Raw genomic sequence first — 25,659 nt, forward strand, 5'->3', positions numbered from 1 at the left:
GTATTTTCTAAGTTTATAATGTCACGCTTACAAACTTTAGTCGACATGCCGACCAAACTTCTCAAAACTTATACTTCACTGCGTACGACGATTTACTGATATTGGATCTCTCTGCATCGATATTTTTTGATGCCTCGCCGAACCAACTCGGAGACCAAGGGTTGGTGAAGCACCCTGCGCCGAATGCGGAACGCGATGCCCCCCTTCTCTGCCGCCACCCTACGCCGCGTCGAGACGCCGGCCGACTGGATCGCTCGCATCGCGCATCAGCGTGATCGCCAGGCTTTCGCCGACCTGTTCCGGCGCTTCGCGCCAAAGCTGAAGAGCTACTTCCTGCGCAATGGCTTCGACGATGGCGAGGCCGAGGACCTGACCCAGGAGGCGATGCTGCGCGTCTGGCGCTGCGCGGAACAGTTCGATCCCGCGCGATGCGAGCCGTGGGGCTGGATCTACGCGATCGCGCGCAATTTGCGGATCGACCGCTTCCGCAAGGCCGTACGGCAGGCGCGGCACGACCACACGCCGCCCGATGCGCCGCCCAACCCCGAAAGTGAAATTCTCCGCACCGACGACGCCAGACGCCTCAAAGGCGCCCTCGACACCTTGCCGAACGACCAGATCGCGGTCGTACATCTAGCCTATTGGGTCGAAAGTCCCCATTCTGAGATCGCCCGACGGCTGAGCCTTCCGCTTGGAACGGTCAAGTCGCGACTGCGCCGCGCCGCGGCGCGACTTCGGGAGAGCCTCGGTGAGTAAGCGTTGTCGGCCCACAGTCATCCCTCCCCCCTCCTGCTGAGACGGTTCGCGGCCGGCGACCTGGCGATCGCGCCGGCGCTGGTGGTCGAATGCCATCTGGAAACTTGCCGCGCCTGCGCTGACGCGGTGTCGCGCGCCGAGACCGAGCACGGACACGCCTTGTCGCGTCTCCCGAACGCGCCGCTACGTCCGGACGCTCTGGCGCGGGCGCTTGATCAGCTGGATGTAGATGCGGCGCCTGAGAGACCTTTCCTCGGCGACGTCGCTCTGACCGACGCTCTGGTCAGACAGGGATTTCACGCGCGGCGCTTTCTGGGCCCTGACTACTGGGTCGCCCCGGTCCGTCGCACCCGACAGGACGGCTGGCGCGCTTATCTGCTGCGCGCCCCGGCCGGAACCGGGATCCCGGCGCACCGGCATCTGGGGCAGGAGTATTTTCAGGTGCTGATGGGTACGGTCACGGACGGTGAACGGCGCGAGGCCGGAGACTTCGTGAGCGGCGCGCCGGGCGATGATCATGCGCTTCAGGTCACAACGGACGGCCCCTGCGCCTGCCTGATCGCCGCCGAGCATGGCGCGCAGTGGCGCGGGATCACGCGACTGCTTTCGCCATGGCTCGGCATCTAGACTGGCGCGGGCTCAGCGTTCTCCAGAACCCGGCTCGGCCACCTTGCGGTGCTGTTCGGCCAAAACGCTCTGAGGCGTCACGGCCGCCATCGCCGCCTGCAGCTTGTTCTTGAAGCCGGCGACGACATCGCCCTCGCCCTTCTGCATGGCGCGGTAGCCGACCAGAGCCACGTCGGCCGGATCGGCCTTCTTGGGATCGGCGCCGACCTTGGTGTCCAGCATGCCGGCGCGCTCGAAGAACTCGGTATCGGTCGCGCCCGGCATCAGGCAACTGACCGAGACGCCGGTCTCCTTCAGCTCGTTGCGCAGCGCCCAGGCGAAGCTGTCCAGGAAGGCCTTGGTGCCGTTGTAGACGGCCTGGAACGAGCCCGGCATCAAGCCAGCGATCGAACCCGTGATCAGGATGCGACCACGATCACGATCGCGCATGTCGCGGGCCACCTTCTGGATCAGATAGACCGTGCCGGTGATGTTGGTGTCGATCACGAACCTGGCCTCGGTCCAATCCTGGTCGAGGAAGCCGTGACCAAGGCCGCGTCCGGCATTGGCCATTAGGGCGTCGACCTGTCGGCCGCCGATCAAGGCCAGCAGCTGGTCGACGCCTCCGACGGTCGAAAGATCGACCTGGAGCGCCTCGACCTTGCCGCCATGCCGCTCGAGGCCGGCCTGGGCCTCGACGATGGCCGGCTCGTCGGCGGCAATAACGAGGTCATAGCCGTCTTCGGCCGCCAGGCGGGCCAGCTCATAGCCGATGCCGGAGGAGGCGCCGGTGACCACGGCCAGGGGGCGAATATCGTCGATCATCACGCGGCTTCCTTTTCCCATTCCGGCTTGAGGACGACCTTGGTCACCTCGTTCTGGTTTTCCTTGAACATCTTGTAGCCGTCCGGCGCGCGCTCCAGCGGCAGGCGGTGGCTGATCAGGAAGGTTGTGTCGATGACGCCCTCGCCGATCAGGTCAAGCAGCGGCCGGAGATACTTCTGGACGTGGGTCTGACCCGTGCGGATCTGCAGGCCCTTCTCCATCAGCGCGCCGATCGGGATCTTGTCGCCCATGCCGCCATAGACGCCGGGGATCGAGACACGGCCGCCGGTGCGGCAGGCCATCAGCACTTCGCGCAGTACGTGGGCGCGGTCGGTGCCGATGCGGGTAGCGACCTTGACCGCGTCGACCACGTTGTCGATCGAGAAGCCGTGGCTCTCCATGCCGACGGCGTCGATGCAGGCGTCTGGCCCGATGCCGCCAGTCATGGCCATCAGCGCTTCGCGCACCTTGACGTCGTGATAGTTCAGCACCTGGGCGCCCAGAGACTTGGCCAGCTCCAGACGGTGGGGGTGGTGGTCGATGGCGATCACCTTGTGGGCGCCCTGGATTAGGGCGCTCTGGATCGCGAAGAGGCCGACCGGGCCACAGCCCCAGACCGCCACCGTGTCGCCGGGCTCGATCTGGCAGTTCTCGGCCGCCATCCAGCCCGTGGGCAGGATGTCGGAAAGGAACAGCACCTTCTCGTCCTCCAGACCGTCCGGGATGACGATGGGCCCAACGTCGCTATAGGGCACCCGGACATACTCAGCCTGGCCGCCGGCATAGCCGCCAGTCATGTGCGAATAGCCGAACAGGCCGGTCATCGGCGTGCCATAGGCGATCTCGCCTAGGTCCTGGGTCTCGGCGGGGTTCGAGTTTTCGCAGCCCGAGAACTGCTGCTTCTCGCAGTGGAAGCATTTGCCGCAGGCGATCACGAATGGGACGACGACGCGCTGGCCCTTCCGCAGGGTCGAGCCCGGCCCGGTCTCGACGACCTCGCCCATGAACTCGTGGCCCAGAATGTCGCCCTTCTCCATCGACGGGATGAAGCTGTCATAGAGGTGCAGGTCAGAGCCGCAGATGGCCGTCGAGGTGATCCTGATGATCGCATCACGCGGATTGACGATTTGCGGGTCAGGAACGGTGTCCATGCGGACGTCGTGTTTGCCGTGCCAGGTCAAGGCGCGCATGCGCTCTCCAGTTCTTGAGGATGTTGCGGGATCAGCCTTGCGGCGCGGCTTCGGGGGTTTTGGCGGTGGAGATCTCGCCGGTCTCCATCAGCTGCTTGAAGCGGCGCAGCTCGCGGCGCGCCTGGATCTTCGGCTCCTTCTGGAACAGCTTGGCGATCAGCTTGCCCAGGTCCCCGCCCGGGGGCTCGTAGACGATGGTGGCGGTGACCTCCGTGCCGCGCCCGGGCGGCCCGTCGCGAAACTCGATGCGGCCGGCGTTCTTGATGTCGGCGCCGGGGGCCGACTCCCAGGCCAGCAGTTCGTTCTCGACTTCTTCGGTCAGGACGCTGTCCCACTCGACGGTGCGCCCGGCCGGCGCCTTGACCACCCAGTGCGAGCGCTGGTCGTCGCCAGGCGTGACGCTCTCGACGTTCTCCATGAAGGTCGAGAGATTTCGGGAGTCGCGCCAGAAGGCGTAGAGCTCGGCGCGCGGACGATTGATGGTCACGGTGCGGCCCACGAGGGCGGCTTCATGCCACCCTCGCTCCTCCGCGATCTCATGACCCACATCACGTTGATGCACAGCGGCGGCTAGCGGCGCGTCGCTTTCCAGCGCGCGAGCGATCGTCTCTTCAGACATCGTCGATCTCCAGGGGTTCGGGAGATCAACCGGTCGGCGCCCGGTGCGTTCCTAGGGCCAAGTTCTCGCGCGTCTCAGGCCATCAAATGAGAATTTCCCGCATCATCGGACTTGAGCCAGACTTCAACGGTGTGGACCGCGCCAGGGCCGTCTTCATTGAGGCTCAAGGCGACGCGCCAGGCGGCCAGGTCGGGATGGCGACTGAAGAAGTCCAGATCGTGCGCGGCGTGGACGACGAAGGTCGCGTCGGCGGGGCGTTCGGGAATGTCGTGCTTGGGCTCAGGGCTCGCCGCGGCCCAGCTGGCTTCGGGCTTAAGCCAGATGAGGACATCCCAGTCTTGAACGTCGGCCTGGCCCGCCTTCATCGCCACCTTGTAGCGCTCGACATCCGGATGGCGGTCCCAGAACGCCTCGTCGTGCGGCTGGCCGCGGATCAGAAGATCGGCGCCCTCCGGCGCTTCCGGAGCAGGAACCGGCGCGGCCTGGGACGGATCGGATGACGGTGTCTCGAACATAGGCATCTCCCTGTCCGCGCCCCTGCGACGCGGATCCGCCTTAAACGCGCGAAACGCCCGAGACCCGATCCGGGTTGACTTACGGCGCCCCAAGGAACCCGTAGCCAACGGAGACCGTTGCTGCTCGCCGATCCGAATGGAGCCGTCCGTCATGTACACCTATCTTGTCTTTCCCAGCGTAGACGGCTGGCGCGTTCAGCTGCAGGACGAGATGAGGATGGCGCTGTTCACGAGCTTCGCCGCAGCCGAACGGCGCGCGCGATGGCTGGCCGCACACGCCAGCGTCAAGGGCCACGACAGCGAGATCCTGCTGCTGGACGCCGAGGGCGCTCTGGTCGGACGCTGGCATGCCGAGGTCTATGCGCCAGCGGCCCCGCCCGCCCACGAGGTCGCCGCATGAGCGATGGATCGGCGCCCATTTTCGACGACGGCCTGACCCTGCCGCCGGCCGCTTTCGCCGGCCCGCGGATCCTCCTCGCCGGCCCCGTCGACTACGGCATGTACGCCCACTTCCGCGATCAGCTCGCGACTGCGCGTGATGACTTGGTCATCGTCGAGCTCTCCACGCTGGGCGGCGATCCGGAGGTGGCGCGGATGATGGGCGAGGATGTGCGCTTCCACAGCGAGATCACGCCCCAGCGCCGGTTCGTCTTCCTGGGCAAGGCGGCGATCTATTCGGCGGGCGCGACCTTCATGAGCTTCTTCGCCACGGCCAACCGCTACCTGACGCGCGGCACGCGCCTGATGATCCACGAGCGCAAGCTGGCCAAGACCCTGGATCTCAACGGCCCCCTTACCTCGTGCGTGGCCTCGGTCAAGGCCGTGCTGCACGAGATCGAACACTCGATCGCCATCCAGAACGAAGGCTTCGCCAATCTGGTCGCCGGCTCGTCGGTCGACATGGCCACCGTGCTCGAGCGCGCGCCGGAGAACTGGTACATCGAGGCTGAAGAAGCTCGCCAGCTAGGCCTGATCCGCGCCGTCATCTGAGCAAACGCCAGCCTTAGCCCGCGCGCCGCAAGGCCTCTTCCGGCAACTGCGCGTAGAACCACGCCAGCTCCGGATGACGCTCGGCGAGGTTGGCGAAGGCCCGGCGGATCCTGGGCGTCAGCGACGTGTCCTTGGCGCACATCGAGACCACTAGCGCGGCGCTGGTGCGCAAGCTCGGGTTCCGCAGGGCCACACGTTGCTCCTCCAGGCGCCGACGATAACGGACAGCGCCGTCCTTGGACGGCAGCTCGGCGATCGACCTGTCGATGCCGCGAAGGGTTTCGGCGATGGTCTCGGCCAGGCCGATTTCCAGCGCCAAGGTCAGGAACTCACCCTCGATACGCGACACGCTAAGCACTCCCCACTGATGCGACGATGGACCGTTTCGCCGCGTCCGTCGTCTGCGACGCGGCGTCGCAATCCTCACGGTTTCAGCGCGTCTCGTGTTCTCGCGCAAGCGGAAAGTTCTCATTATGTTCACGCAGAGCGATTGACCTGCTCGCCACGATCTTCCACTGGCCTGCCGCATAGGTTGGAGCCGGGAACCGGTGCCAGAAACGCCCATTTCTCAAGTCTCCGTAGGAGCGCATCGACCTTGGCGCCTGTCGTGAGGCGACCTGGCCGTTCCGGCCGCCTGGTGGGGGACCGGCGGCCGGTCGCGCCCCATCTCCACGAGATAGGGCGCTTCCAGGTCGGTCAGTAGGTGACGTCCTGCGCTTCCATGAAGGCCTCGGCGTCGAGATCGTTCTTGATCTCGCGATCCCACTGCCGCAGTTGGCCGCACGCCAGCAGGAACTCGGGGACGTCGTCGGCGGTCTCCAGCAGGATCACGCCTTCGTCGCCCTGTTCGATCCCGGCCTTCTGGAACAGGACCTTGGCCGCGGCCGTATGGCCGATGAACTTGCCGTGAGCGAAGGCGTCGTTGACGAAGTCGAGCGCCGTCTTGTCCTTCGCCAGTTTCTTGGCGCCAGCTTCGGACACCACCAGGGCCACAGCGTCGTAGAGCACCGAAGGACCGCCATCGATCTTCTGCTTGGCCTCGACCATCGTGCCGTCGTCGAGTTCGGCTCCGGCGATGTGAGGCGCGACAATCTCGTAGACTGCTTTGAGCGCCTTGACCCGGTCGATCAACGCCGCGACCAGGGCCGCTGGCGCGCCGTCGGTCACCAGGATGCCGAGCTTGCGACCCTCGAACGTTCCGGTGATGCGCTTGACGATACTAAGGGCGTCCGACGGCGGCAGGTCCATGCGTGTCGGCTGCTTGGCTGGCGCGGGCTCAGGCAGCGTCTTCATGCCCAAGCCCGTGGCCACGGCCTTGGCCAGGGCCTCGTCGATGTTGAGCAGGTGGGCGACCATGCGCTGGCGAATATCGACTCGCTCGCACTTGGAGAGTTCGAACACCAGGGCGTCGCCGATGTGCTTCTGCTCGATCGGAGCCTGGCTGATGAGGAACTGCCGGGCCTGGCTGTAGTGGTCGCCGAACGACTCCGGGCGCAGCTGGCGCTTCTCTCCGCTGACCGGCTCGGCGAAGTGCTTGTAGCCGGTGGTCGGGCTCTCGCGCGGCCCGCCCCAGGTATTGGGCTCGTAGTTCACGCGTCCTGTCGGATTACGCATGGCCATGTGGCCGTCCTGCTGGAAGTGATGCATCGGACAGCGCGGCGCATTGATCGGGATGTGGGTGAAGTTCGGCCCGCCCAGGCGCTTCAGCTGAGTATCCAGGTACGAGAAGTTCCGCCCCTGCAGCAGCGGATCGTTCGAGAAGCCGATGCCTGGCACGACGTTCTGGGTGCAGAAGGCGACCTGCTCGGTCTCGGCGAAGAAGTTGTCGACCCGACGATCCAGCGCGAAGCTGCCGATGATCCGGACCGGGATCTGCTCTTCCGGGATGATCTTGGTCGGATCCAGCACGTCGAACTCGAACCGCTCGGCGAAGGCGTCGTCGAACAGCTGCACGCCCAGGTCCCACACGGGCGGATTGCCCAGGTCGATGGCGTCCCACAGGTCGCGGCGGTGATAGTCGGGGTCGGCGCCGTTGATCTTCACCGCCTCGTTCCACATCACCGACTGCAGGCCCAGGCGGGGCTTGAAGTGGAACTTGACGAAGGTGCTGGCGCCCTGGGCGTTGATCAGGCGGAAAGTGTGGACGCCGAAGCCTTCCATGAACCGGAAGCCGCGCGGGATCGCCCGGTCGGACATGGTCCACATGATCATGTGCATCGACTCCGGGGTCAGAGTGATGAAGTCCCAGAAGTTGTCATGGGCGGTCTGGGCCTGCGGGAACTCACGGTCCGGGGCCGGCTTGGCGGCGTGGACGAGATCGGGGAATTTGATGGCGTCCTGGATGAAGAACACCGGGATGTTGTTGCCGACGAGGTCCCAGTTGCCTTCCTTGGTGTAGAACTTGGCGGCGAAGCCGCGCACGTCGCGGGCCAGGTCGAACGAGCCCTTGGCGCCGGCCACGGTCGAGAAGCGCACGAACATCGGCGTCTGCTCGCCGACCTCGGTCAGGACCTTGGCGGTCGTGTATTCGGCCAGGGACTCATTCAGCGTGAAGACGCCATGGACGCCGTAGCCACGGGCATGGACAACGCGCTCGGGAATGCGCTCATGATCGAAGTGGAAGATCTTCTCGCGGAAATGGAAGTCTTCGAGTAGCGCCGGCCCCCTATCGCCCGCCCGCAGCGTGTTCTGGTCGTCGGCGACCGGCACGCCCTGGGAGGTGGTCAACACCTCGCCGCCGTCCGGCGCGATCTGATGGGTTTCGCCGGCCGCGCCCGGCCTATTTTCGAAAGTCTGCGCGTTCGAGATCGCGCCCAGGTCCTTGCCCAAAGTGCCGGCCATCATTTCCCTCCACGAATTGGCGGGACTTCAACCAGAGGCCGGCCCTGCGGTTGCCGCGCCTGTCCTATGATGGGCGGGCCGGCTGTGGGCGCCGGCCCGCACACCTTATCGGTAGAGGCTTTCGGGGACCTGGCCACCGTTGTCGGCGAGCTTCTTCATGACGGCCTTGTGCAGGGCGATGTTCTGCTCGGCGCTGCCAGCCTCGCCGGCGTGGACGCCGAGCTCATCGGCCAGCGCCTTGCGAGCCTCCAGGCTCGAATCGAGCTTCAGCAACTTCAGCAGGTCGACGATCGAGGTGCGCCAGTTACCGCCGCCGCCCTCGATCTCGGCCATGGAGGTCAGTACGGCCTCAACATCGACCGGCGCGGCGGGCGCGACCGGAGCGGTGGGCGTCAGCGCGGCGGCGGGCGTTACCGGCGCCGCCGAAGGCGTGGGCGCTAGCGCCGGGGCCGCACCGCTGGGCGCGGCCTTGTCGTGATGGAAGATCTTGTCGACAATCTTGGAAAACAGACCCATGTGGCCGCTCCTTCTATCCAATGGGGGTTAGTGAGCGCCCGACGCCAGGCCTTGGACATGGTCCAGGTGCGCCTTGATCTTGGGCAGGGCCTTGGCCGCGCCGCCCTTCAGGCCGGCGTCGTCGCCGTGATCGGCGTAACCCTGCATCAGGGTCAGGGCCTCGTTGTGGGCGGCCTCCTGCTGGGTCAGATAGACCTTGTCGAAGTCGGCCGGCGCGGCGGCGTTCAGATTGTCAATCATCCCCTTGCGGCGCTCGTCCAGACCCGTCGGCGCGGTCTTGCCGGCGGCCACGACCAGCGGCTTCATGGCGTTGGACAGGGCCGTGTGGTCCACGACCATCTGCTTGCCGAAGTCCTTTACCGCCTGCGTCTGACCCCGAGCCTGAGCGATCTGACCAGCCTGGATCTCGTACATGTCGCTGATCGCGGCGTTGGTCACGAAGGCGTCGGTCGACATCGGACCGGTAACGGCCGCGGCGGTCCCCACGGCCGCCCCGGTCGCGTCCTGGGCGGCGTTGACCGCGGCGTTGGACGTGCCTGGATCGACCGGCGCGGGCGCGGCGTCCTTCTTCTGGCAAGCGGCGAGAGACAGGGCCGTCAGGGCGGCGGCGGCCAGCAGGGTGTGTCGAACCATCGGTCAGGCGTCTCCAGGAATTTGAGAGACCCTCTGAACGACGCGACACCCGCGACGTTCCGCGCCGTGCCTTAAGCGCAACCGTCCTAGCCACCAGCCATGCCTCGACCAATCATTGCTCACGGTCAGTTTTGCGCGAGGCCCAAGGCGTAGCGGCGGCAGTGTTCGAGATAGGCGGCCTCGTGGACGGCGGTCAGGTCCACCACGCTCGACCAAAGCCACGACGGTGCGTCGAGCGCCCCCGACCTGTTACGGGCCAGGTGGGCGATCCAAGCCTTGCGATCGGCTCCGTCCATCTGCCGCCCATGGGCGTGCCCCACGACCCGGGCCAGGGATTTGGCCGCGTCCATCGCCTCGGCTGGCGACAAGCCGACGATCTCCAGCTTCATGTCCTGCGGCATCAGTTCGCGCACGAAGACGGCCTTGTCCAACAGGCGCCCCGCCGCCATGCGCTGTCCAAGATTAGGCGACAGGGCCAGCGCCCCGGCCACCACCCGCTCGGCGTTATCGCGCGGCATGGCGGCCTTGGGCTCGCGCGGCGCGGCGGCCTTGATCGCCTCCTTGATGTCGAGGAAGCAGATGTCGGGCGCCCCCTCCCCGCCATCGACCTCCAGCAGCACCGCAAAGCGCAGACGCCCCAGCGAACTGCAGCCCTTGACCCAATAGGCGGCGTCCAGGACGCGTATCTCATCGCTACGACGTCGCGATTTGAGGCTGGTGACAAGATCGCGCACGGCGTCGCTCTGGCAGATCGCCTCGATCTCGTGGCGTTCGGTGCGGGTGATCGGCCAGAAGCGCCGGCCGATCGGAATCTCGGGCCGCGCGCCGCGCAGGCGCTCGCCGGCCAGGTGTTTCCAGGTCCGCCGCTCGGCCTCGCGCACGACCGCGCCGATCATCGGCGGGTGCGGCGCTTCGATATCGAAATCGCCAGCAAGCGCGTCCTCATAACCTTCGACCATCGCCTCCAGCATCTGGGCGGTGATGACGCCGGGCAGGTCCGAGCCACGCGCGGCCGAGGCCAGTGAAAGACCCAGCCGGACCAGATCGTGGGCTGGATTGCCGATCACGGTCTGGTCGAGGTCGCGGATCTGGATGTCGACCTCACCTCGCGCGTTGGCCAGGGGGCCAAGATTGCCCAGATGGCAGTCGCCACAGATCCAGACCGGCGGCCCGCTGGGCAGGGTCTTTTGCCGACTCTCAAGCCATTCGTAGAACTTGACGGTGGAGCCGCGCACATAAGCGTGGGCCGAACGCGCCATCTTGAGATTACGCGTGCGCACGAGCACGGGTCCGCGCTGGGCGGGCCGCGCCGCCAAGGCTTCGCGCGCGGCGCCTTTGGCGCGGTCGATACGATCCTTGGCCATCAGGGCAGCGCCTCGGCCGGACGAATATGTCGGAAGGCCGCCTCGACGAAACCGAACAGCCCGAAGGCGACCAGCCCCATGGCGAGCAGCGCCAGCACCCCCGATCCGAACGGCTGGGCCTCGACCGCTTGCAGCGCTCCGCCCCAGCTGCGCGCGTCGCTGCTGCGTGCATCAAGGCCCGCTTCGATCAGGAAGACGCCCGCCGGCACGGTCGCCAGCCCTCGGGCCGCGTAGCCGATCTTGGCCATTGGCACGACCCAGCGACAGACCTTGTCATCGCACGACAACCGCTTGGCGAAGTCCTGCTTCAGGCCTTGGATGACATTGCCGACCCCGACCCCGACCAGCGTCGCGCCGGCCAGCATCAGCAGGAGGTCGCCGTATGGCAAGGCCAGGATGGTCGCCGCCGCGCCATGGGCGGCCTGTTCCTCGTCCGCCTCGCCGACATCCTCGACCTCGTCGAGCAACTCCAGCGCCCAGAGGCCAAGACCGCCATAGATCAGTCCGCTGATGGCCTGGCCAATCCGGATGGCGATGCCCTTGAGCGAGGTCCCGTGGCGGTCGGCGTCGAACACGGCTTGCAATGCCCGCCAGGCCGCGAACCCCAGGAGACCGACCGCGACCAGCGCCACGATGACGAGGCCAAGAGACCAATCGGCCCAGGCCGCCAGCATCGCCTTGGCCCCGCGCGCCTTGGGCAGCACGTCCGCGGCGGCCAGCAAGACGATCGCGCCGAGACCAAGATAGACCACCCCGCGCGCCGCGTAGCCCAGGCGCGAGGCCCACTCCAGCGACCGCGCCAGATCGAAACGCCTCGCCCAACGCGGTATCTTCAGTCCTGCCAGCACGGCCCTGCTGCGCCCCACGTCCAGCCCTCATGAAATCCGCGGCGGCCAAGCGCTGCCGTCGGGCAAGGTCAACGGCGCCCTGGTCATCGGCGTTCCCGCCGCCCCACTCACTTGTTTCAAAAGATTGCTGGAAACGCGCCGATCGTCCCTGCGCGGGCTTGCCCCCGGCGCGCCTGCAACTTCCCTGATCATCGGGTGTTCTGGCCCTGCTCGCGGCTGGGCGAGTGTCTGTTGTTCGAAGAGCTTTCACATGTCCGAGACCGCCGGCCTGACCCCCACCGTCGGCGAGACCCTGGCGCCGGGCGCGCGGCCGCACCGCGAGGCGAAGGCAGCCAGCGTCCAGACGCCGGCCTCGGCCACGGCCCTGGCGCTGTCCCGCAAGATCGGCGCCGGGCGCGGCGCCCCGCTCGTCCACTTAGCCTCGAGTGAGCGACGGGCCGAGGAGATCGGGCGGGCGCTGGCGGGCTTTGCGCCCGCGCTCGAGGTCTTGGTCCTGCCGCCATGGGACTGCCTGCCCTACGACCGCGCCTCGCCGTCGCGTGACGTCATGGGTCGGCGCATGCGGGTGCTGCAGCGATTGAACGACGGTGGACGAGGACGTGTCCTAATCACCTCGCCAGAAGCACTCGTGCAAAAGTTGCCGCCGCGTGAGACGTTTACGGCCGCTTTCCTCGACCTGGAGTGTGGCCAGACCGTCGATCGCCAGGCCCTCGCCGACTTCGCCGCTGCGGCCGGCTATGTGATCGACGACCGGATCGACGAGCCCGGCGAGATCGCCTTCCTGGGTGAGGTCATCGACGTCTTTCCCGCCGACGCGGCCCGTCCCGTGCGGATCGTGGTCGACCAGGACCGCATCGCCGAGATGCGGACTTATGATCCTCTCACCCAGCGGTCAGAAGGCGAGATCGAGATCCTGCATCTGGGGCCGGCCAGCGAATTGATCCTCTCGCCGGGACCGGACGGCGCCCTGCCGGACCGCGCGTCAGGCGCTGAACATTCGATGGCGCAGCACTACGGCGCGCTGGTCTCGCTGTTCGATCTCTTGCCCAAGGCGCGCCTGTCGACCGACGCGAAGGCCTTGGCCCGGTTGGCCGAGGTCGAGGAACACGTGCTGGACGCCTTCGAGGCGCGAAAAAGCCTGGGTGGCGGCGGCCAGGAGCCGACATCGCCGGACGCGCTCAACGTGCTCGGTCCAGCGCTCAAGGCCGAATTGGCCGCATGGTCGAACGCCCGCTTAGACCTCAAGGGTTTCGCGCCCGTCAGCAATCTGGCGCTGCAGCGCAATCCCGGGCGGGCATTTTGCGATTTGGTCGACAGCCATCGCCAGGCCCATCGCCGTGTCGTGCTGACCGGGCTTCGCCAAGAGCTTCGGCCACTGGCCAGGGCCCTCGCCCGGGGTCTGGATCTCAGGCCTCAGCCGATCTCGGACTGGTCGGCGGCGTTGTCGGCGGAGCGCGGCGCGGTGGTCAGCGTCGAGCTGGATCTCGATACCGGCTTTGTCGAGATCGCCAACGATCTCGTGGTCATCGCCGCCAGTGACGTCGCTGGCGGCCGGACAGCGGCGCGCGGCGCCACCAATGTCGAGGACCTGCTGGCTGAACCGGACCTGCGCCCTGGCGACGTCGTCCTGCACGAGGACCACGGGGTCGGCGTACTGCGCGAGCTGGCCCGCATCGAGATCGACGGAGTCGGTCGCGACACTCTGCAGCTCGAATACTACGGCGGCGACATCCTGCAGGCGCCTGTCGAGGAGATCGGCCGGATCTGGCGCTACGGGGCCGAGGAAAGCGCGGTGACCCTCGATCGGCTCAAGGGAGACGGCTGGGCCAAGCGTCGGGCCGAGGTCCATCGCCATCTCGAGACGGCCGCCGAACAGCTGGTGGCCCTGGCCAAAGCCCGACAGGAACGCCAGTGCGCGCCTATCGTCCCGCCCAAGGCCGCCTATGCCAAGTTCGCCGCCCGCTTTGCCTATCCCGAGACCCCCGACCAATCCGTCGCGATCGACGCGGTGCTGGCCGACCTCGCCTCGGGCCGGCCGATGGATCGGCTGGTGTGCGGCGACGTCGGTTTCGGCAAGACCGAAGTGGCCTTGCGCGCGGCGGCAGCCGTGGCCCTGAGCGGCCGTCAGGTGGCTGTGGCCGCCCCGACCACGGTGCTGGCCCGCCAACATGTCGAGACCTTCAAGCGCCGCTTCGCCGGCACAGGGGTCGGCGTGGCGCATCTGTCACGCTTGGTCACGCCAGGAGAAGCCAAGGCGGTTAAGCAAGGCCTGGAGAGCGGCGAAGTCCGCATTGTTATCGGCACGCAGGCCCTGGGCGGCAAGGACGTAGCCTTCGACAACCTCGGCCTGATGATCATCGATGAGGAGCAGAAGTTTGGCGCGGCGCTAAAGGGCCAATTGCGCGCCCTTCCAGACGACGGCCACCTCCTGACCCTGACCGCCACCCCGATCCCGCGCACTCTGCAGGCGGCGATGGTCGGCGTGCAGGACGTTTCGGTGATCGCCAGCCCGCCGGCCCGCCGTCGGCCGATCCGCACCTTCTTGGCGCCGTTCGATGCGGCCAGTGTCCGCACGGCCCTGCTGCGCGAGAAACGACGCGGCGGTCAGAGCTTCCTGGTCGTGCCGCGCATCGAAGACATCGCGCCGATCGCCGAGCAACTGGCCAAGCTCGTTCCGGAACTGCAGGTCCGTGTGGCGCATGGCGGTCTTTCCGCCGACGAAGCCGATGCTGTCATGGTCTGGTTCGCCGATGGCGATGGTGACGTGCTGCTGGCGACCAACATCATCGAAAGCGGCCTCGACGTGCCGCGCGCCAATACCATGATCGTCTGGCGACCCGACCGCTTCGGTCTCTCGCAACTGCACCAACTGCGCGGTCGGGTTGGCCGGGGCCGCATCCAGGGTGTGGCCTATCTGCTCTCGGACCCGCAGGACGATCTCTCCGACGCCACGCGGGCGCGGCTTTCCACCTTGGAGGCGTTCGATCGGCTGGGTTCGGGACTGGCGATCAGCGCGCGCGACCTTGATCTGCGCGGCGGCGGCGATCTGGTGGGCGAGGATCAAGCCGGGCACGTGCGGATGATCGGCGCGGGTCTCTATCAGCGACTGTTGACACGGGCGGTTCAAGTGGCGCGCGGCGAGGCGGATGTCGCCGACTGGACGCCTGATATCAGCCTGGGCGATCCCGGTGCGATCCCCGTCGACTACGTTCCCGACGCGGTGACCCGGATCAACCTCTATGGTCGGCTGGCCCGGTTCGACGGTTCCGGCGACATCGACGCCTTCGAGGAGGAACTGGAGGATCGCTTCGGAAGCCTTCCCGCGCAGCTCACCGACCTGCTCGACCAGGCCCGACTCCAACGCCTGGCCAGAGCGGCGGGCGTGCGCCAGCTCCGGGCCGGTCCCAAGGGCGTGTCGCTAGCCATGCCGGCCGCGGCCATTCCCGTCGCCGAGAAGGCCTTGTCCAGGTGGGGCGGCAAACTCTCTACAGGCGATGGCAAGATCGTTGTCGGTGTCGCCACCGAGACCGATGCGGAGCGCCGAGACCTGGTCCAGAGCCTGCTGTCGGCGCTCGCCTAGAGCCTCCGGCAACGCCCCGCCATTCGAGGCGTTCTGAAATCCCAACCGAATGAGGACGCGGCGATGGCCAAGGAACGCACCGACGACAACCCCATGTCGCCGCAAGAGGTACAGGACCGCATCTGGGAGCTGGCAGAGAAGATCGATATCTGCATGTTCACGACCTGGGATGGCGAGCAGCAGCACGCCCGTCCGCTGTCGGCGCGCGTGCGGCGCGACGAGCACGCCATCTACTTCCTGGTCGACGTCGAGGGCGACAAGAATGGACAGGTCGAGCACTTCCCCAGCGTCTCGTGCGCCTGGGCCGACAACGGGAACTACAAGTACGTGCTGATGGCGGGCAGGGCGCGGATCAGCAACGACCGCGCCAAGATCAAGCAGCTCTGGACCAAGTTCGACGAGGCCTGGTGGGAGGACGATACCGACCCGTCGATCCGGCTTCTGACCTTCGCACCCGAGAACGGCGAACTCTGGGACAGCCCCGGCAAGGCCGTGGCGTTGGTGAAAATGGTCGTGGCGGCGGTCACCGGCGCCGCGCCGGAAATGGGCGACAACGCCAAGGTGACGCTCTAGGGACCATTTCAATGTTCTGCGCCGATGCCCGTCGGCGCAGAACATTGACGTCGGCCAACGCCGCATCTGTGTGTCTCGGCTTACCGCGAACAGACCTTCCCAAGATCAGCGAAGAGTCATGAGCTGCCGTTAGCGCGCCGCCAGGAACGCGACCTTCATGAGCCAGGCGCGCCAAGAGGCCTTGCCGTTCAGCGCAACAGCTTTTCCCGGCGCGCGAAGTCGACGAACAACGGCAGCCACGGACCGTCGGGGCGGCCAGGCTCGGCGCCGACGCCAAAACCGTGACCCCCGTGCGCGAAGAGATGGGTTTCGACTGGAACCTTGGCGGCCAGCAGCGCCTCGCGCAGCCGCGTCGTATTGGCGACCGGCACCAGGGTGTCGTCCTCGGCGTGAGCCAGGAAGGTCGGCGCGGCCTGCGGCGTGACGTTCAGGTCCGGCGACCATTCGCGGATCTGGGCCGGCGACGGCGGACCGCCGAACAGTGACGGAGCGACGCCCACATAGGCGTAGGCGGGATCGACGGACTGCACGGGATAGATCGGCGCGGCCACCAAGGGCCTCGCGCTGAGCTGATCGGCCGCGTCGACCGGCGCATAGAACCGCGCCCCATGCCGGATCGCCAGGGTCGCGGCCAGAAAGCCGCCGGCGCTGAAGCCCATGACGCCCACGCGCGCGGGATCAACGCCAAAGCGCTGGGACCGAGCTCGGATGAGGCGCAGGGCGCGCTGGGCGTCGGCCGGACCAACGCTGGCCGGATCCGCCCACCCGTCGTTGGCCAGGCGATAGAACAGGACGAAGCAGCTGATGCCGGCCCGGTTCAGCACGTCGGCGACGTAATAGCCCTCGTGCTCGAAATAGTTCCAGCCAAAGCCCCCGCCTGGGATGATCAGCATGGCCGCGCCATTGGGCGAGGCCGCCGGGCGGGCGACCATATGCGGTGTGAGAATGCCCTTCCGGCGACGGCTGCTGTAGCCGGGCGTCGTCGAGGTCTGCTCGATGACTTCCGGCATCTGCGGATGCAGAGCGCCGGCCGGCGTGCTCGGCCATAGCGGAATGATCTCGCCCGGACCTTGCCGGGCCTGGGCCTTGCCCAGCCCGAGCGCCGAGACGCCGCCCAGGGCCAGGGCCGACTGCAGCAGATGGCGTCGCGACGGGCTCATGCGCGCACCAGGGCGCCGTTGCGCACCACGAGGCGAGCGCTCTGGCCCTTTTTCAGCATCACTTTCAACGTCGAGCCGGCATGGACCACGGTGTGCTCGCCATCGGCCTTGGCGGTCAACACCGCCTCGGTCAGCTTGCCGCCCGCCCAGCGGACATCGACGCCGACCGCGCCTCGCGCCCGCAGGCCCGTGATGTGACCCGTCGGCCAGGCCGACGGCAGGGCCGGCAGCAGGTAGATGCGGTCGTTGCGGCTTTGCAGGACCATCTCGGTCATGCCCGAGGTCCCGCCGAAATTGCCGTCGATCTGGAACGGCGGGTGGGCGTCGAACATGTTCGGATAGGTGCGCTCGGGACCGAGCAGCAACCGCAGAACCGCGTGGGCGTGGTCGCCGTCGCCCAGACGCGCCCAGAGGTTCAGACGCCAGGCGATGGCCCAGCCGGTCGTCATGTCGCCACGCTTCAGTAGAGTGACCTTGGCCGCGGCCGCCAGCTTGGGCGTCGTGTCGATCGAGATCTGATCCGACGGGAAAAGCCCATAAAGGTGCGAGACGTGGCGGTGCTGGGACTCCTTGGCGTCGGCGTCCCAGTCCTCCTGCCACTCCTGCAGCTGGCCTTCCTTGCCGATCTTGTAGGGGGCCAGCTTGTCGCGGGCCGTCTTCAGCTCGGCGACGAAAGCGTCGTCGGCGCCCAGGATGGCTTCCGCCCTCAGGCAGTTGTCGAACAGGTCGCGGATGATCGCCTGGTCCATGGTCGGGCCCGCCACGAGCGACGAGCCATGGCCGTGTTCGTTCTCAGGCGAGATCGACGGATTGGTGACCAGCACGCCGAACTTGGGATCGACCACCAGGGTGTCGAGGAAGAACCGCGCCGAGCCCTTCATCAGCGGGTAGACGCGGGCCAGATAGGTCTTGTCGCGGCTGTAGTCGTAGTGGTCGTAGACGTGCTTGCAGAGCCACGCGCCGCCGGTCGGCCAGACGCCCCAGAGCGGGCCATCGATCGGCGCCGTCGCCCGCCAGAGATCGGTGTTGTGATGCACGACCCAGCCGCGCGCGCCGTACATGGCCTTGGCCATCCGCGCGCCGGTCTCGGCCAGCCCCTCGACCATCTTGATCAGCGGCTCGACCAGCTCGGGCAGGCTGGTCGGCTCGGCCGGCCAATAGTTCATCTCGGTGTTGATGTTGATCGTGTATTTGCTCTCCCAAGGCGCGGAGGTCTTGTCGTTCCAGATGCCTTGCAGGTTGGCCGGCTGGCTGCCGGGCCGTGAGCTGGCGATCAGCAGGTAGCGGCCATACTGGTAGTACAGCGCCGCCAGGGACGGATCGTCGGTCGTCTCCGAGGCCTTGATCCGCTGGTCGGTCGGCAAAAGGTCGGCGCGGGTGCGGCCAAAGTCGACGCCGACGCGGCGGAACAGGCCCCGGTGGTCGGCCTGATGCTCGGCCAGCATCTTGGCCCACGGCTTGGTCGTGAGTTTGGACAGCGTCGCCTTGTTCAGCGCCACGGGATTCCCCGAGACGTCGTCGTAGCGCCTGTAGCTGGTGGCGGCCGCGATCAGCAGGAGCACCTCGTCAGCGCCCTTCACTGACAGCTTATCACCCTGCCCGCTCACCCTGCCGCCCTTGGCGCGCACGTCGACGCGACACTCGAACGTCAGCCTGGCCGGGATGCCCTCCTGGCTGTCGTTCGTCCCGGCCAGGATCAGCTGGCTTCCCTCGACCGAGGCGACAGGCTTGGACTTCAGCGGCGAGGCGAACGACAGGTCGACGCTGATCGCGCCCTTCTTGCTGGCGGTCAGGCGCACGGCGATGACGCCGTCGGGCGCGCTGCCGATCACTTCGCGGACATAGCGAACCCCGTCAGCCGTAAAGCTGGTCGTGGCGATCGCGCCGTCGATGTCGAGGTCGCGGACATAGTCGCCGCCGGCCTGGCCCAGGCCCGGAAAATCCAGCTTCAAATCGCCGATCGTCTGGTACGACATCTGGCGCTTGGGGGTCCCCATGAACTTGGCGCCGGCAAGCTCGGTCGCCTTGGCGTATTCGCCGGCGTCGATCAGGCGGCGGATCTCCGGCAGGGCCGCATGAGCCTCCGGATTGATCGGCTCGTACGGACCGCCGGCCCACAGGGTGTCCTCGTTCAGTTGCAGCCGCTCGGCCGCGACGCCGCCGAAGATCATCGCCCCCAGCTTGCCCGAGCCGACCGGCAGGGCCTCGACCCATTCCTTGGCCGGCTGGCGGTACCAGAGGCGCAGCGGGCCGGCCTTCACCTGGGCGCGGGCGGGCGCGGCGGTCAGGGCCGAGGCGGCGCCGAGAACAGCAAGGGTGGAACGGCGCGTCAGGGTCATGGGGCTCTCAAACGGCAACAATACTCCGACAAAAGCACAGCGAACCGCTACCTTACAAGCCGGTTCCGTCTATCGATATTTTCCAGAAAGTTAGCGCTACCATTGAGAAAACACGCGCGCTAGGGTGTGCCCGAAGCCGTCTCGGCACGGTAATCAGAGCCGGCAACTAGCCAGACATAATAAGGACTGCGCGTCAGCCGCAGCCGGTAGATAGGAAACGCCATGTCCGCGTACGCTTCATCAGGCCATCGGTCGCGACAGTCGCTCTATGGAATGGCGGCGGCCCTCGCGCTGCTCGCCGCCAGCGCCGGCCAGGCGCACGCCCTCGAGGCCAAGGCCCAATCGCCCGCCCCCAACGCCGCCTTCGACTGGTTCGAGTACGAAGGCGCCGATCCGTCGGACGCGGCTTTCAAGCCGACCGCTGGCCAGTACGCCAACCCGATCCTCAAGGGCACCTATCCCGACCCGGCGGTCATGCGGGTGGGCAAGGACTTCTACTTCGTCAGCTCGACCTTCGCCTGGTTCCCCGGCCTGCCGGTCTTCCACTCCACGGATCTCGTGACCTGGAACCAGATCAGCAACGCCATCGACCGTCCGGGCATGCTGGACTTCGGCAAGCTGGGCCTGTCGCGCGCCGTGTTCGCGCCCACGCTGAGCCATCACGACGGGGTCTTCTACATCCTCAACACCTGCGTCGACTGCCAGGGCAACTTCCTGATCACGGCCAAGGATCCCAAGGGTCCGTGGTCGGATCCCGTCTGGCTGCCGGCGGTCGAGGGCATCGATCCGTATCTGTTCTTCGACGACGACGGCAGCGCCATGATCGTCTTCAACGGCGAGCCGCCCGGCCCGCCGGAGTATCAGGGCCACCGCGCCATCTGGGCGATCAAGTACGACCTCAAGACCCAGAAGACCGTCGGCGAGCGCAAGCTGCTGCTGGACAAGGGCGTCAATCCGGCCGCCAAGCCGATCTGGCCCGAAGGCCCGCACATCCTCAAGAAGGACGGCTGGTACTATCTGGTCGCGGCCGAGGGCGGCACCGCCGAAGGCCACAGCCAGGTGGTCCTGCGATCCAAGGACCGCTGGGGGCCGTATGTCCCCTATGAGCACAACCCGATCCTGACCCAGCGCGGTCTGCCCAAGGACCGGCCGCTGCCGATCACCTCGGCCGGCCACGCCAACCTGGTCGACACGCCAGACGGCAAGTGGTGGGCGACCTTCCTGGCCGTGCGTCCTTATGGCGACGACCTCTACAACACCGGCCGCGAGACCTTCCTGCTGCCGGTGGAATGGAAGGACGGCTGGCCGGTCATCCTGGAGAACGGCAAGACCATCCCCTACGTCCACGCCAAGCCGGACCTGCCGGCGACGACGCCCAAGCCGCCACCGATGTCGGGCGCCTTCAAGGTGCGCGAAGAGTTCGACGGCAAGGCCCTGCCGCTCAGCTGGGTGACCATGCGCATCCCGCAGCAACGCTGGTGGAAACTGGAGGGCGGCAAGCTGGTCCTCAACGCCCGCCCCGAGACCATCGGCGGCATGACCCAGCCGTCGTTCTGGGGCCGGCGCCAGCAGCACATCAACGCCAGCGCCTCGACCGAGATGCGCTTCGCGCCCGCAAAGCCCGGTGACAAGGCCGGCATGGTCGCCGTGCAGAACGACGACTTTTTCTTCTTCCTGGGCCTGGAACGGAACGCCGCCGGCCAGGACGAGATCGTGCTGGAGCGTCGCGCCGGTCCGAAAGATCCCGAGAATGGCGTGAAGATCGCCAGCGCCCCGGTGACGCTGAAGGCCGGCGCGCCGGTGCAGCTGAAGATCACCGCCCGCGGCGGCGCCTACGACTTCTCGTACGCTCTCGCCGCCGGCCAGTGGAAAACGCTGAAGGCGGGCGAGGACGGCTCGATTCTCTCGACCAAGACGGCGGGCGGCTTCGTGGGCGTGCTGATGGGCGTCTACGCCCATGGCGGCGCGGCCAAGGCTCAATAAGGGGAAACGCCATGATCAGAATGACCTGGCCGATGGCCGCCTGCGCGCTCGCGCTCACCGTGGCCGCGCCGGCCCTGGCCCAGACCAAGGCCGATGCGCCGATCGCCGTGCAGATCGATACGGACGCCAAGGGCGCGAAGATCGACCGCAACATCTTCGGCCAGTTCGCCGAGCACCTGGGCTCGGGGATCTATGGCGGCGTCTGGGTGGGCAAGGACTCGCCCATCCCCAACACGCGCGGCATCCGCAAGGACGTGGTCGAAGCGCTGAAGGCCATCAAGGTGCCCAACGTCCGCTGGCCGGGCGGCTGCTTCGCCGACGAGTATCACTGGCGTCACGGCATCGGCCCGATCGCCAGCCGCCGCAAGACCATCAACTCCAACTGGGGCGGCGCGGTCGAGCCCAACACCTTCGGCACCGACGAGTTCATGGACTTCGTCGACCAGATCGGCTCGGAGGCCTATGTCTCGGTGAACGTCGGCTCGGGCACGGTGCAAGAAGCGGCCGAGTGGGTCGAATACATGACCGCCGATCCAAACACGACGGCCGGCAAGGAGCGCGCGGCCAACGACCACCCCGCGCCCTACAAGGTCAAGTATCTGGGCATCGGCAACGAGAGCTGGAGCTGCGGCGGCGCCATGCGGCCCGAGTACTATGCCGACGAGATGAAGCGCTACGCCCGCTTCGTCCGCAACTACAATCCCAAGCAGACCGGCGCCGAGGCCATGCAGCGGATCGCCGTGGGTCCCAACCAGGCCGACCCGGCCTATACCGAAGCGGTGATGGCCGCCCAGAAGGGCCACGACTGGGCCTGGAACATCGAAGGCCTGTCGCTGCACTCCTACACGACGGGCGGCTGGCCGCCGTCCTATTCCAGCACCAAGTTCGACGAAACCGCCTACGCCAAGCTCCTGAAGGAAACGCTGGGCATGGACGACCTAGTCACCAAGCACTCGGCGATCATGGACAAGTATGATCCCGACAAGAAGGTGCCGCTGGTCGTCGACGAATGGGGCGTCTGGCTGGCGCCGCTGGAAGGCACCGATCCCGGCTTCCTGGTCCAGCAGAACTCGCTGCGCGACGCCATCGTCGCGGCGCTGAACCTGAACATCTTCGCGCGTCACGCCGACCGCGTGCGGATGACCAACATCGCCCAGATGGTCAATGTGCTGCAGGCGATGATCCTGACCGACAAGGACAAGATGGTCCTGACCCCGACCTACTACGTCTACAAGATGTATCTGCCCTTCCAGGATGCGACCTTCGTGCCGGTCAGCTTCGACGCCGGGACCTACACGCAGGGCGACGTCAAGCTGCCGCGCATCGACGCCACGGCCGTGCGCGACACCAATGGCAAGCTGTGGCTGGCGGTGACCAACCTGGATCCGGTCAAGCCGGCGACCATCGCGCCGAAGCTGGCCGGGGCCGAGACCGCCAGCGCCAAGGGCCAGGTGCTGACCGCGTCCCGCGTCGACGCCTTCAACACGTTCGAGGCGCCCAACACGGTTTCGCCCAAGCCCTATACGGCCAGGACCACGGCCAAGGGCCTGGTGCTGGACATCCCGCCCAAGTCGGTGGTGGTTGTTCAGCTTGAGCCTGAGGTCTGACCATAGATGTCGCGAGGTGGGCATGATCCTGCCCCCTCGCGGCCAATGGGACTGAAAATATCTTCGGATTTCAACGAAGACACGCCTCGCAAGCAATTGGCGCCGACGCTGCAAATTGCCTGACAACTTGCCAAGACTCGCTGGGTTGCGCTTATAGATTCACGCGCAACCCAGGAATCGCACGCCCATGCCTTCGGACGAGCCAGACGACAAGCCGATCACGCGATCGGTGAGAGGGTCTGGCCGACGCCTGCGCGGCGCTGTCGCCCACTACCTGGGCACCGCGATCGTCTCGGGCCAGATCGCGCCTGGCGAGACGCTGAGCGGCGAGATCGCCAATGCCGAAGCGTTGGACGTGTCTCGCAGCGCCTATCGTGAAGCCGTCCAGGTCCTGACCGCCAAGGGCCTGGTGGAAAGCCGCCCCAAGGCGGGCACACGGGTGCTGCCGCGCAGCCGCTGGAACATTCTGGACCCGGCGGTGCTGGCCTGGGCCTTCGCGGCCGAGCCGGACGTGGCCTTCGTGCGCGACATCTTCGAGCTGCGGGCTGTGGTCGAGCCAGCCGCCGCGCGCTTCGCCGCCGAGCGTCGCGACAAGGACGACATCAAGGCCATGCGCGAGGCCCTGGCCAAGATGAAGCGCCACACCCTGGCGACGGAAGCGGGCCGCATGGCCGACCGCGAGTTCCACGACGCCCTGCTGCGCGCCACCCACAACGACGCGATGATCGCGCTGAGCGCCAGCATCAGCGCCGCGGTCAGCTGGACCACCGAATTCAAGCAGCGCTCGCGCGCCCTGCCCCGCGATCCGGTGCCCGATCACGCCAAGGTCTGTGACGCCATCGCCGCCGGCGATCCGGACGCGGCCGCCGCGGCGATGCGGACCCTGGTCGACCTGGCGCTGGAGGATACGCGCCTGTCGATGTAGCTACGGCTTGTCCAGGGTGAAGCTGTCGATATCCAACCGCCCCTGACCGCCCTTGGGATTGTAGCAGAACAGGCCGTACTGCTCGCCCTGGAAGGTGCCGGTGCGCCAGTCGAACTTCAGCGGGAAATCGTCCGGCATCTTGGTCCAGGTCTTGCCGTCCAGGCTGTAGCCCAGGGCGCTCTTGTCGGTGGTGAAGTCCATGGCCACCGACAGCCAGAGGTCCTTCAACGGGATCGATTGCGGCGTCGACTGCGATCGGGTCTTGGGGCCCTCGGTCGTGCTCTCGATCAGCCGGGCGCTGACCTGGCCCTGACCAGCGGCCGTGCGGGTGACCACCAGCTGGCCGGAGAACTTGCCGAACGTGCCCAGGCCGCATTCGTCGCCGACCGCCAGGCCGCGCAAATCGAGCTTGGCCACGGCCCGACTACGAGGCCCCTGCCCCTTCTGAACCAGCGTGTTGCGCGCGGTCCAGAACCCGTCGCTTGTCGTCGCCTTCAGGCGCATGAACCCCGGCCGCTCGGTCAGCGACCAGCGCGTATCGTCGGGATTGTGGTTCCACTGCCACTGACGGCCCAGCACGCGGCCGGAGAAGTCGTCGGAGCTGGGCGGTTCCTTGAAGGGCTGCCCCAGGATCGGCTTGGCGGCGGTGTCGGGAACGCGGTTGGGCGCCTCCGGCGTGCCCCACACCGGCCAGTCATCCTGCCAGAACACCGGGCTGATATTGGTCACCCGGCCCACGGCCCCGGCGTCCAGCATGACAAAGCCGTACCACCCGCCATTGGGCAGATCCACCAGCGCGCCCTGGTGGCCGCCGCCGGTCTTGTCGTCGATCTGCGGGCGGGTCTCCCACGGTCCCGTCAGACTCTTGGCGCGCGACACGGTCAGGGCCAGACGCGAGGGAATGGCGTTGAACAGATAGTACCAGTCGCCGCGCCGGATCAGCTTGGAGCCCTCGGCCCCCTTGTTGAAATAGACCACCTTGGCGTCGGTCACCGCCGACAGGTCGTCGGTCAGGCTCAGCAGCGTGATCGTGCCGTCCGAGCCGATCGAGGTGACCAGATAGGCCTTGCCGTCCTTGTCGATGAACAGGCCGGGATCGAAGGCCTCGCGGTCCAGTTCGCGCATGGTCCACGGGCCGGTGATCTTGGCCGACGAATAGATCCGCGTCTTGCCGCCGACCGGGGTGACGGCGATGTAGAAACGCCCCTTGTGGTAGCGCAGGCTGGGCGCATAGACCCCGTGCCGATAGTCGCCGCCGTCAGCCAGATCGTACTTCGGGCTGCCCGTCAGCCGGGGCATGACGTGGCTGACGATGTCCCAGTTCACCAGATCCTTGGAGTGCAGGATCACCAGCCCCGGCGCGTTCATGAACGTCGTCGAGGCGAAGTAGAAGTCCTCGCCGACCCGGATGATGTCGGGGTCGGGATAGTCGGCGTTCAGCGGCGGATTGGCGTAGGTCCCGTGTCCGGAATCCGAGCGCCAGACCTGGGCGGACGCGCCCGTGGCCGTGGCGACAACCGCCAGGCCCAGCAAGGTCGCGCCCAGCGCGTTCAGGCTCTTCCGCATGACGCCTACTCCTAGTGATTATCGCGCGGCAGGCCCTTGGACTGGGCGATACGCTGGTACTTCACGGCAGGCTCCAGCACCGCGCCGGTATCCATCTGGCCGACGACGGCGCGCTGCATTTCCTGCCACGGCGTCTGGCTTTCGGGATAGGCAAAGCCGCCGGCGGCCTCCAGCGCCTTGCGACGCTCGACGATCTCGCTGGGCGAGACCAGCACGTCGACGC

At 67.0% G+C, this 25,659-nt stretch carries 22 protein-coding genes and 1 pseudogene; 9 read left to right on the forward strand and 14 right to left on the reverse strand.

Annotated features, from left to right (window positions below; all coding sequences use genetic code 11):
- Positions 1-183: 183 nt before the first annotated feature.
- Together J7528_RS22165 and J7528_RS22170 are read left to right on the forward strand one after the other, a co-directional pair.
- Complete coding sequence (locus tag J7528_RS22165; protein ID WP_291879089.1) at positions 184-756, forward strand: sigma-70 family RNA polymerase sigma factor; 573 nt, start codon at positions 184-186, stop codon at positions 754-756.
- Between the two features lie 3 nt (positions 757-759).
- Positions 760-1,383 carry a cupin domain-containing protein gene (locus tag J7528_RS22170; RefSeq protein WP_291879092.1) on the forward strand — a complete coding sequence of 208 codons (624 nt, stop codon included), beginning with the start codon at positions 760-762 and terminating at the stop codon, positions 1,381-1,383.
- Between the two features lie 12 nt (positions 1,384-1,395).
- On the opposite strand, the gene J7528_RS22175 is transcribed toward J7528_RS22170, so the two are convergent.
- The 4 genes from J7528_RS22175 to J7528_RS22190 form a co-directional block, all read right to left on the reverse strand.
- On the reverse strand, positions 1,396-2,187 hold the full coding sequence (locus J7528_RS22175) for an SDR family NAD(P)-dependent oxidoreductase (RefSeq protein WP_291879094.1): 792 nt from the start codon (positions 2,185-2,187) through the stop codon (positions 1,396-1,398).
- Positions 2,187-3,377, reverse strand: a complete 1,191-nt coding sequence (locus tag J7528_RS22180) for a zinc-dependent alcohol dehydrogenase (RefSeq protein ID WP_291879096.1) — start codon at positions 3,375-3,377, stop codon at positions 2,187-2,189. Before J7528_RS22180 ends, J7528_RS22175 begins: the two co-directional genes overlap by 1 nt.
- A gap of 31 nt (positions 3,378-3,408) precedes the next feature.
- Complete coding sequence (locus J7528_RS22185; protein WP_291879098.1) at positions 3,409-3,996, reverse strand: SRPBCC family protein; 588 nt, start codon at positions 3,994-3,996, stop codon at positions 3,409-3,411.
- A gap of 74 nt (positions 3,997-4,070) precedes the next feature.
- Positions 4,071-4,511, reverse strand: coding sequence for a hypothetical protein (locus tag J7528_RS22190; protein WP_291879100.1), 441 nt, complete (start codon positions 4,509-4,511; stop codon positions 4,071-4,073).
- A 151-nt stretch (positions 4,512-4,662) separates the two neighbouring features.
- Here J7528_RS22190 and J7528_RS22195 point away from each other — a divergent pair, with 151 nt between their 5' ends.
- Positions 4,663-4,911, forward strand: coding sequence for a hypothetical protein (locus J7528_RS22195; RefSeq protein ID WP_291879103.1), 249 nt, complete (start codon positions 4,663-4,665; stop codon positions 4,909-4,911).
- A complete protein-coding gene (locus J7528_RS22200) occupies positions 4,908-5,501 on the forward strand; it encodes a peptidase S14 (protein WP_291879105.1) in 594 nt (197 codons plus the stop codon). The genes J7528_RS22195 and J7528_RS22200 overlap by 4 nt, the downstream gene beginning before the upstream one ends.
- A gap of 13 nt (positions 5,502-5,514) precedes the next feature.
- Here J7528_RS22200 and J7528_RS22205 read toward each other — a convergent pair whose 3' ends face one another.
- The 6 genes from J7528_RS22205 to J7528_RS22230 form a co-directional block, all read right to left on the reverse strand.
- Entirely contained in the window at positions 5,515-5,850 is a 336-nt protein-coding gene (locus J7528_RS22205; protein WP_291879107.1) for a hypothetical protein, read from the reverse strand.
- 347 nt (positions 5,851-6,197) lie between these two features.
- Positions 6,198-8,342: a catalase gene (locus tag J7528_RS22210; protein WP_291879110.1), complete on the reverse strand. Its 2,145-nt coding sequence runs from the start codon at positions 8,340-8,342 to the stop codon at positions 6,198-6,200.
- Positions 8,343-8,447: 105 nt separating this feature from the next.
- Positions 8,448-8,858 (reverse strand): DUF3597 domain-containing protein, encoded by a 411-nt coding sequence (locus J7528_RS22215; protein WP_291879113.1) that lies wholly within the window; start codon positions 8,856-8,858, stop codon positions 8,448-8,450.
- 27 nt (positions 8,859-8,885) lie between these two features.
- Positions 8,886-9,491 (reverse strand): DUF4142 domain-containing protein, encoded by a 606-nt coding sequence (locus J7528_RS22220; protein WP_291879115.1) that lies wholly within the window; start codon positions 9,489-9,491, stop codon positions 8,886-8,888.
- Between the two features lie 125 nt (positions 9,492-9,616).
- Positions 9,617-10,855 carry a DUF2252 family protein gene (locus J7528_RS22225; protein WP_291879118.1) on the reverse strand — a complete coding sequence of 413 codons (1,239 nt, stop codon included), beginning with the start codon at positions 10,853-10,855 and terminating at the stop codon, positions 9,617-9,619.
- Positions 10,855-11,721 (reverse strand): DUF1206 domain-containing protein, encoded by an 867-nt coding sequence (locus J7528_RS22230; protein ID WP_291879119.1) that lies wholly within the window; start codon positions 11,719-11,721, stop codon positions 10,855-10,857. The genes J7528_RS22225 and J7528_RS22230 overlap by 1 nt, the downstream gene beginning before the upstream one ends.
- 232 nt (positions 11,722-11,953) lie before the next feature.
- On the opposite strand from J7528_RS22230, the gene J7528_RS22235 reads away from it, so the two are divergent.
- The gene (locus tag J7528_RS22235) at positions 11,954-15,283 is read left to right on the forward strand and encodes a DEAD/DEAH box helicase (protein WP_291879122.1); all 3,330 of its coding nucleotides are present in this window, start codon (positions 11,954-11,956) and stop codon (positions 15,281-15,283) included.
- Positions 15,284-15,346: 63 nt separating this feature from the next.
- Positions 15,347-15,856 carry a pyridoxamine 5'-phosphate oxidase family protein gene (locus J7528_RS22240; RefSeq protein WP_291879124.1) on the forward strand — a complete coding sequence of 170 codons (510 nt, stop codon included), beginning with the start codon at positions 15,347-15,349 and terminating at the stop codon, positions 15,854-15,856.
- A gap of 188 nt (positions 15,857-16,044) precedes the next feature.
- Here the strand turns inward: J7528_RS22240 and J7528_RS22245 are convergent, their stop codons facing one another.
- Together J7528_RS22245 and J7528_RS22250 are read right to left on the reverse strand one after the other, a co-directional pair.
- Positions 16,045-17,016 (reverse strand): alpha/beta hydrolase, encoded by a 972-nt coding sequence (locus J7528_RS22245; RefSeq protein WP_291879128.1) that lies wholly within the window; start codon positions 17,014-17,016, stop codon positions 16,045-16,047.
- Entirely contained in the window at positions 17,013-19,355 is a 2,343-nt protein-coding gene (locus tag J7528_RS22250) for a glycoside hydrolase family 95 protein (RefSeq protein ID WP_291879130.1), read from the reverse strand. The genes J7528_RS22245 and J7528_RS22250 overlap by 4 nt, the downstream gene beginning before the upstream one ends.
- A 273-nt stretch (positions 19,356-19,628) precedes the next feature.
- Here J7528_RS22250 and J7528_RS22255 point away from each other — a divergent pair, with 273 nt between their 5' ends.
- The 3 genes from J7528_RS22255 to J7528_RS22265 all read left to right on the forward strand — a co-directional run bounded on the left by J7528_RS22255 (position 19,629) and on the right by J7528_RS22265 (position 23,870).
- Positions 19,629-21,338 carry a glycoside hydrolase family 43 protein gene (locus J7528_RS22255; protein ID WP_291879133.1) on the forward strand — a complete coding sequence of 570 codons (1,710 nt, stop codon included), beginning with the start codon at positions 19,629-19,631 and terminating at the stop codon, positions 21,336-21,338.
- A gap of 11 nt (positions 21,339-21,349) precedes the next feature.
- Positions 21,350-22,945: an alpha-L-arabinofuranosidase C-terminal domain-containing protein gene (locus J7528_RS22260; protein ID WP_291879136.1), complete on the forward strand. Its 1,596-nt coding sequence runs from the start codon at positions 21,350-21,352 to the stop codon at positions 22,943-22,945.
- 187 nt (positions 22,946-23,132) lie between these two features.
- Positions 23,133-23,870, forward strand: coding sequence for an FCD domain-containing protein (locus J7528_RS22265; protein WP_291879139.1), 738 nt, complete (start codon positions 23,133-23,135; stop codon positions 23,868-23,870).
- Here J7528_RS22265 and J7528_RS22270 read toward each other — a convergent pair whose 3' ends face one another.
- Positions 23,871-25,436 carry a glycoside hydrolase 43 family protein gene (locus J7528_RS22270; RefSeq protein ID WP_291879141.1) on the reverse strand — a complete coding sequence of 522 codons (1,566 nt, stop codon included), beginning with the start codon at positions 25,434-25,436 and terminating at the stop codon, positions 23,871-23,873.
- An 11-nt stretch (positions 25,437-25,447) separates the two neighbouring features.
- Positions 25,448-25,659 (reverse strand): annotated as a pseudogene (locus J7528_RS22275) (dihydroxy-acid dehydratase); the annotation flags it as partial.

Origin of the sequence: Caulobacter sp., from assembly GCF_017744445.1 — a bacterium.
In the GTDB taxonomy this organism is placed as follows: domain Bacteria; phylum Pseudomonadota; class Alphaproteobacteria; order Caulobacterales; family Caulobacteraceae; genus Caulobacter.

Bases quoted from the DNA above. Each gene is read 5' to 3' on its own strand.
- J7528_RS22220 (WP_291879115.1), bottom strand. From the start codon at position 9,491: ATGGTTCGACACACCCTGCTGGCCGCCGCCGCCCTGACGGCCCTGTCT.
- J7528_RS22245 (WP_291879128.1), bottom strand. From the start codon at position 17,016: ATGAGCCCGTCGCGACGCCATCTGCTGCAGTCGGCCCTGGCCCTGGGC.
- J7528_RS22260 (WP_291879136.1), top strand. From the start codon at position 21,350: ATGATCAGAATGACCTGGCCGATGGCCGCCTGCGCGCTCGCGCTCACC.
- J7528_RS22165 (WP_291879089.1), top strand. From the start codon at position 184: ATGCGGAACGCGATGCCCCCCTTCTCTGCCGCCACCCTACGCCGCGTC.
- J7528_RS22195 (WP_291879103.1), top strand. From the start codon at position 4,663: ATGTACACCTATCTTGTCTTTCCCAGCGTAGACGGCTGGCGCGTTCAG.
- J7528_RS22215 (WP_291879113.1), bottom strand. From the start codon at position 8,858: ATGGGTCTGTTTTCCAAGATTGTCGACAAGATCTTCCATCACGACAAG.
- J7528_RS22225 (WP_291879118.1), bottom strand. From the start codon at position 10,855: ATGGCCAAGGATCGTATCGACCGCGCCAAAGGCGCCGCGCGCGAAGCC.
- J7528_RS22265 (WP_291879139.1), top strand. From the start codon at position 23,133: ATGCCTTCGGACGAGCCAGACGACAAGCCGATCACGCGATCGGTGAGA.
- J7528_RS22185 (WP_291879098.1), bottom strand. From the start codon at position 3,996: ATGTCTGAAGAGACGATCGCTCGCGCGCTGGAAAGCGACGCGCCGCTA.
- J7528_RS22250 (WP_291879130.1), bottom strand. From the start codon at position 19,355: ATGACCCTGACGCGCCGTTCCACCCTTGCTGTTCTCGGCGCCGCCTCG.
- J7528_RS22270 (WP_291879141.1), bottom strand. From the start codon at position 25,436: ATGCGGAAGAGCCTGAACGCGCTGGGCGCGACCTTGCTGGGCCTGGCG.
- J7528_RS22240 (WP_291879124.1), top strand. From the start codon at position 15,347: ATGGCCAAGGAACGCACCGACGACAACCCCATGTCGCCGCAAGAGGTA.
- J7528_RS22190 (WP_291879100.1), bottom strand. From the start codon at position 4,511: ATGTTCGAGACACCGTCATCCGATCCGTCCCAGGCCGCGCCGGTTCCT.
- J7528_RS22210 (WP_291879110.1), bottom strand. From the start codon at position 8,342: ATGGCCGGCACTTTGGGCAAGGACCTGGGCGCGATCTCGAACGCGCAG.
- J7528_RS22180 (WP_291879096.1), bottom strand. From the start codon at position 3,377: ATGCGCGCCTTGACCTGGCACGGCAAACACGACGTCCGCATGGACACC.
- J7528_RS22255 (WP_291879133.1), top strand. From the start codon at position 19,629: ATGGCGGCGGCCCTCGCGCTGCTCGCCGCCAGCGCCGGCCAGGCGCAC.
- J7528_RS22235 (WP_291879122.1), top strand. From the start codon at position 11,954: ATGTCCGAGACCGCCGGCCTGACCCCCACCGTCGGCGAGACCCTGGCG.
- J7528_RS22200 (WP_291879105.1), top strand. From the start codon at position 4,908: ATGAGCGATGGATCGGCGCCCATTTTCGACGACGGCCTGACCCTGCCG.
- J7528_RS22175 (WP_291879094.1), bottom strand. From the start codon at position 2,187: ATGATCGACGATATTCGCCCCCTGGCCGTGGTCACCGGCGCCTCCTCC.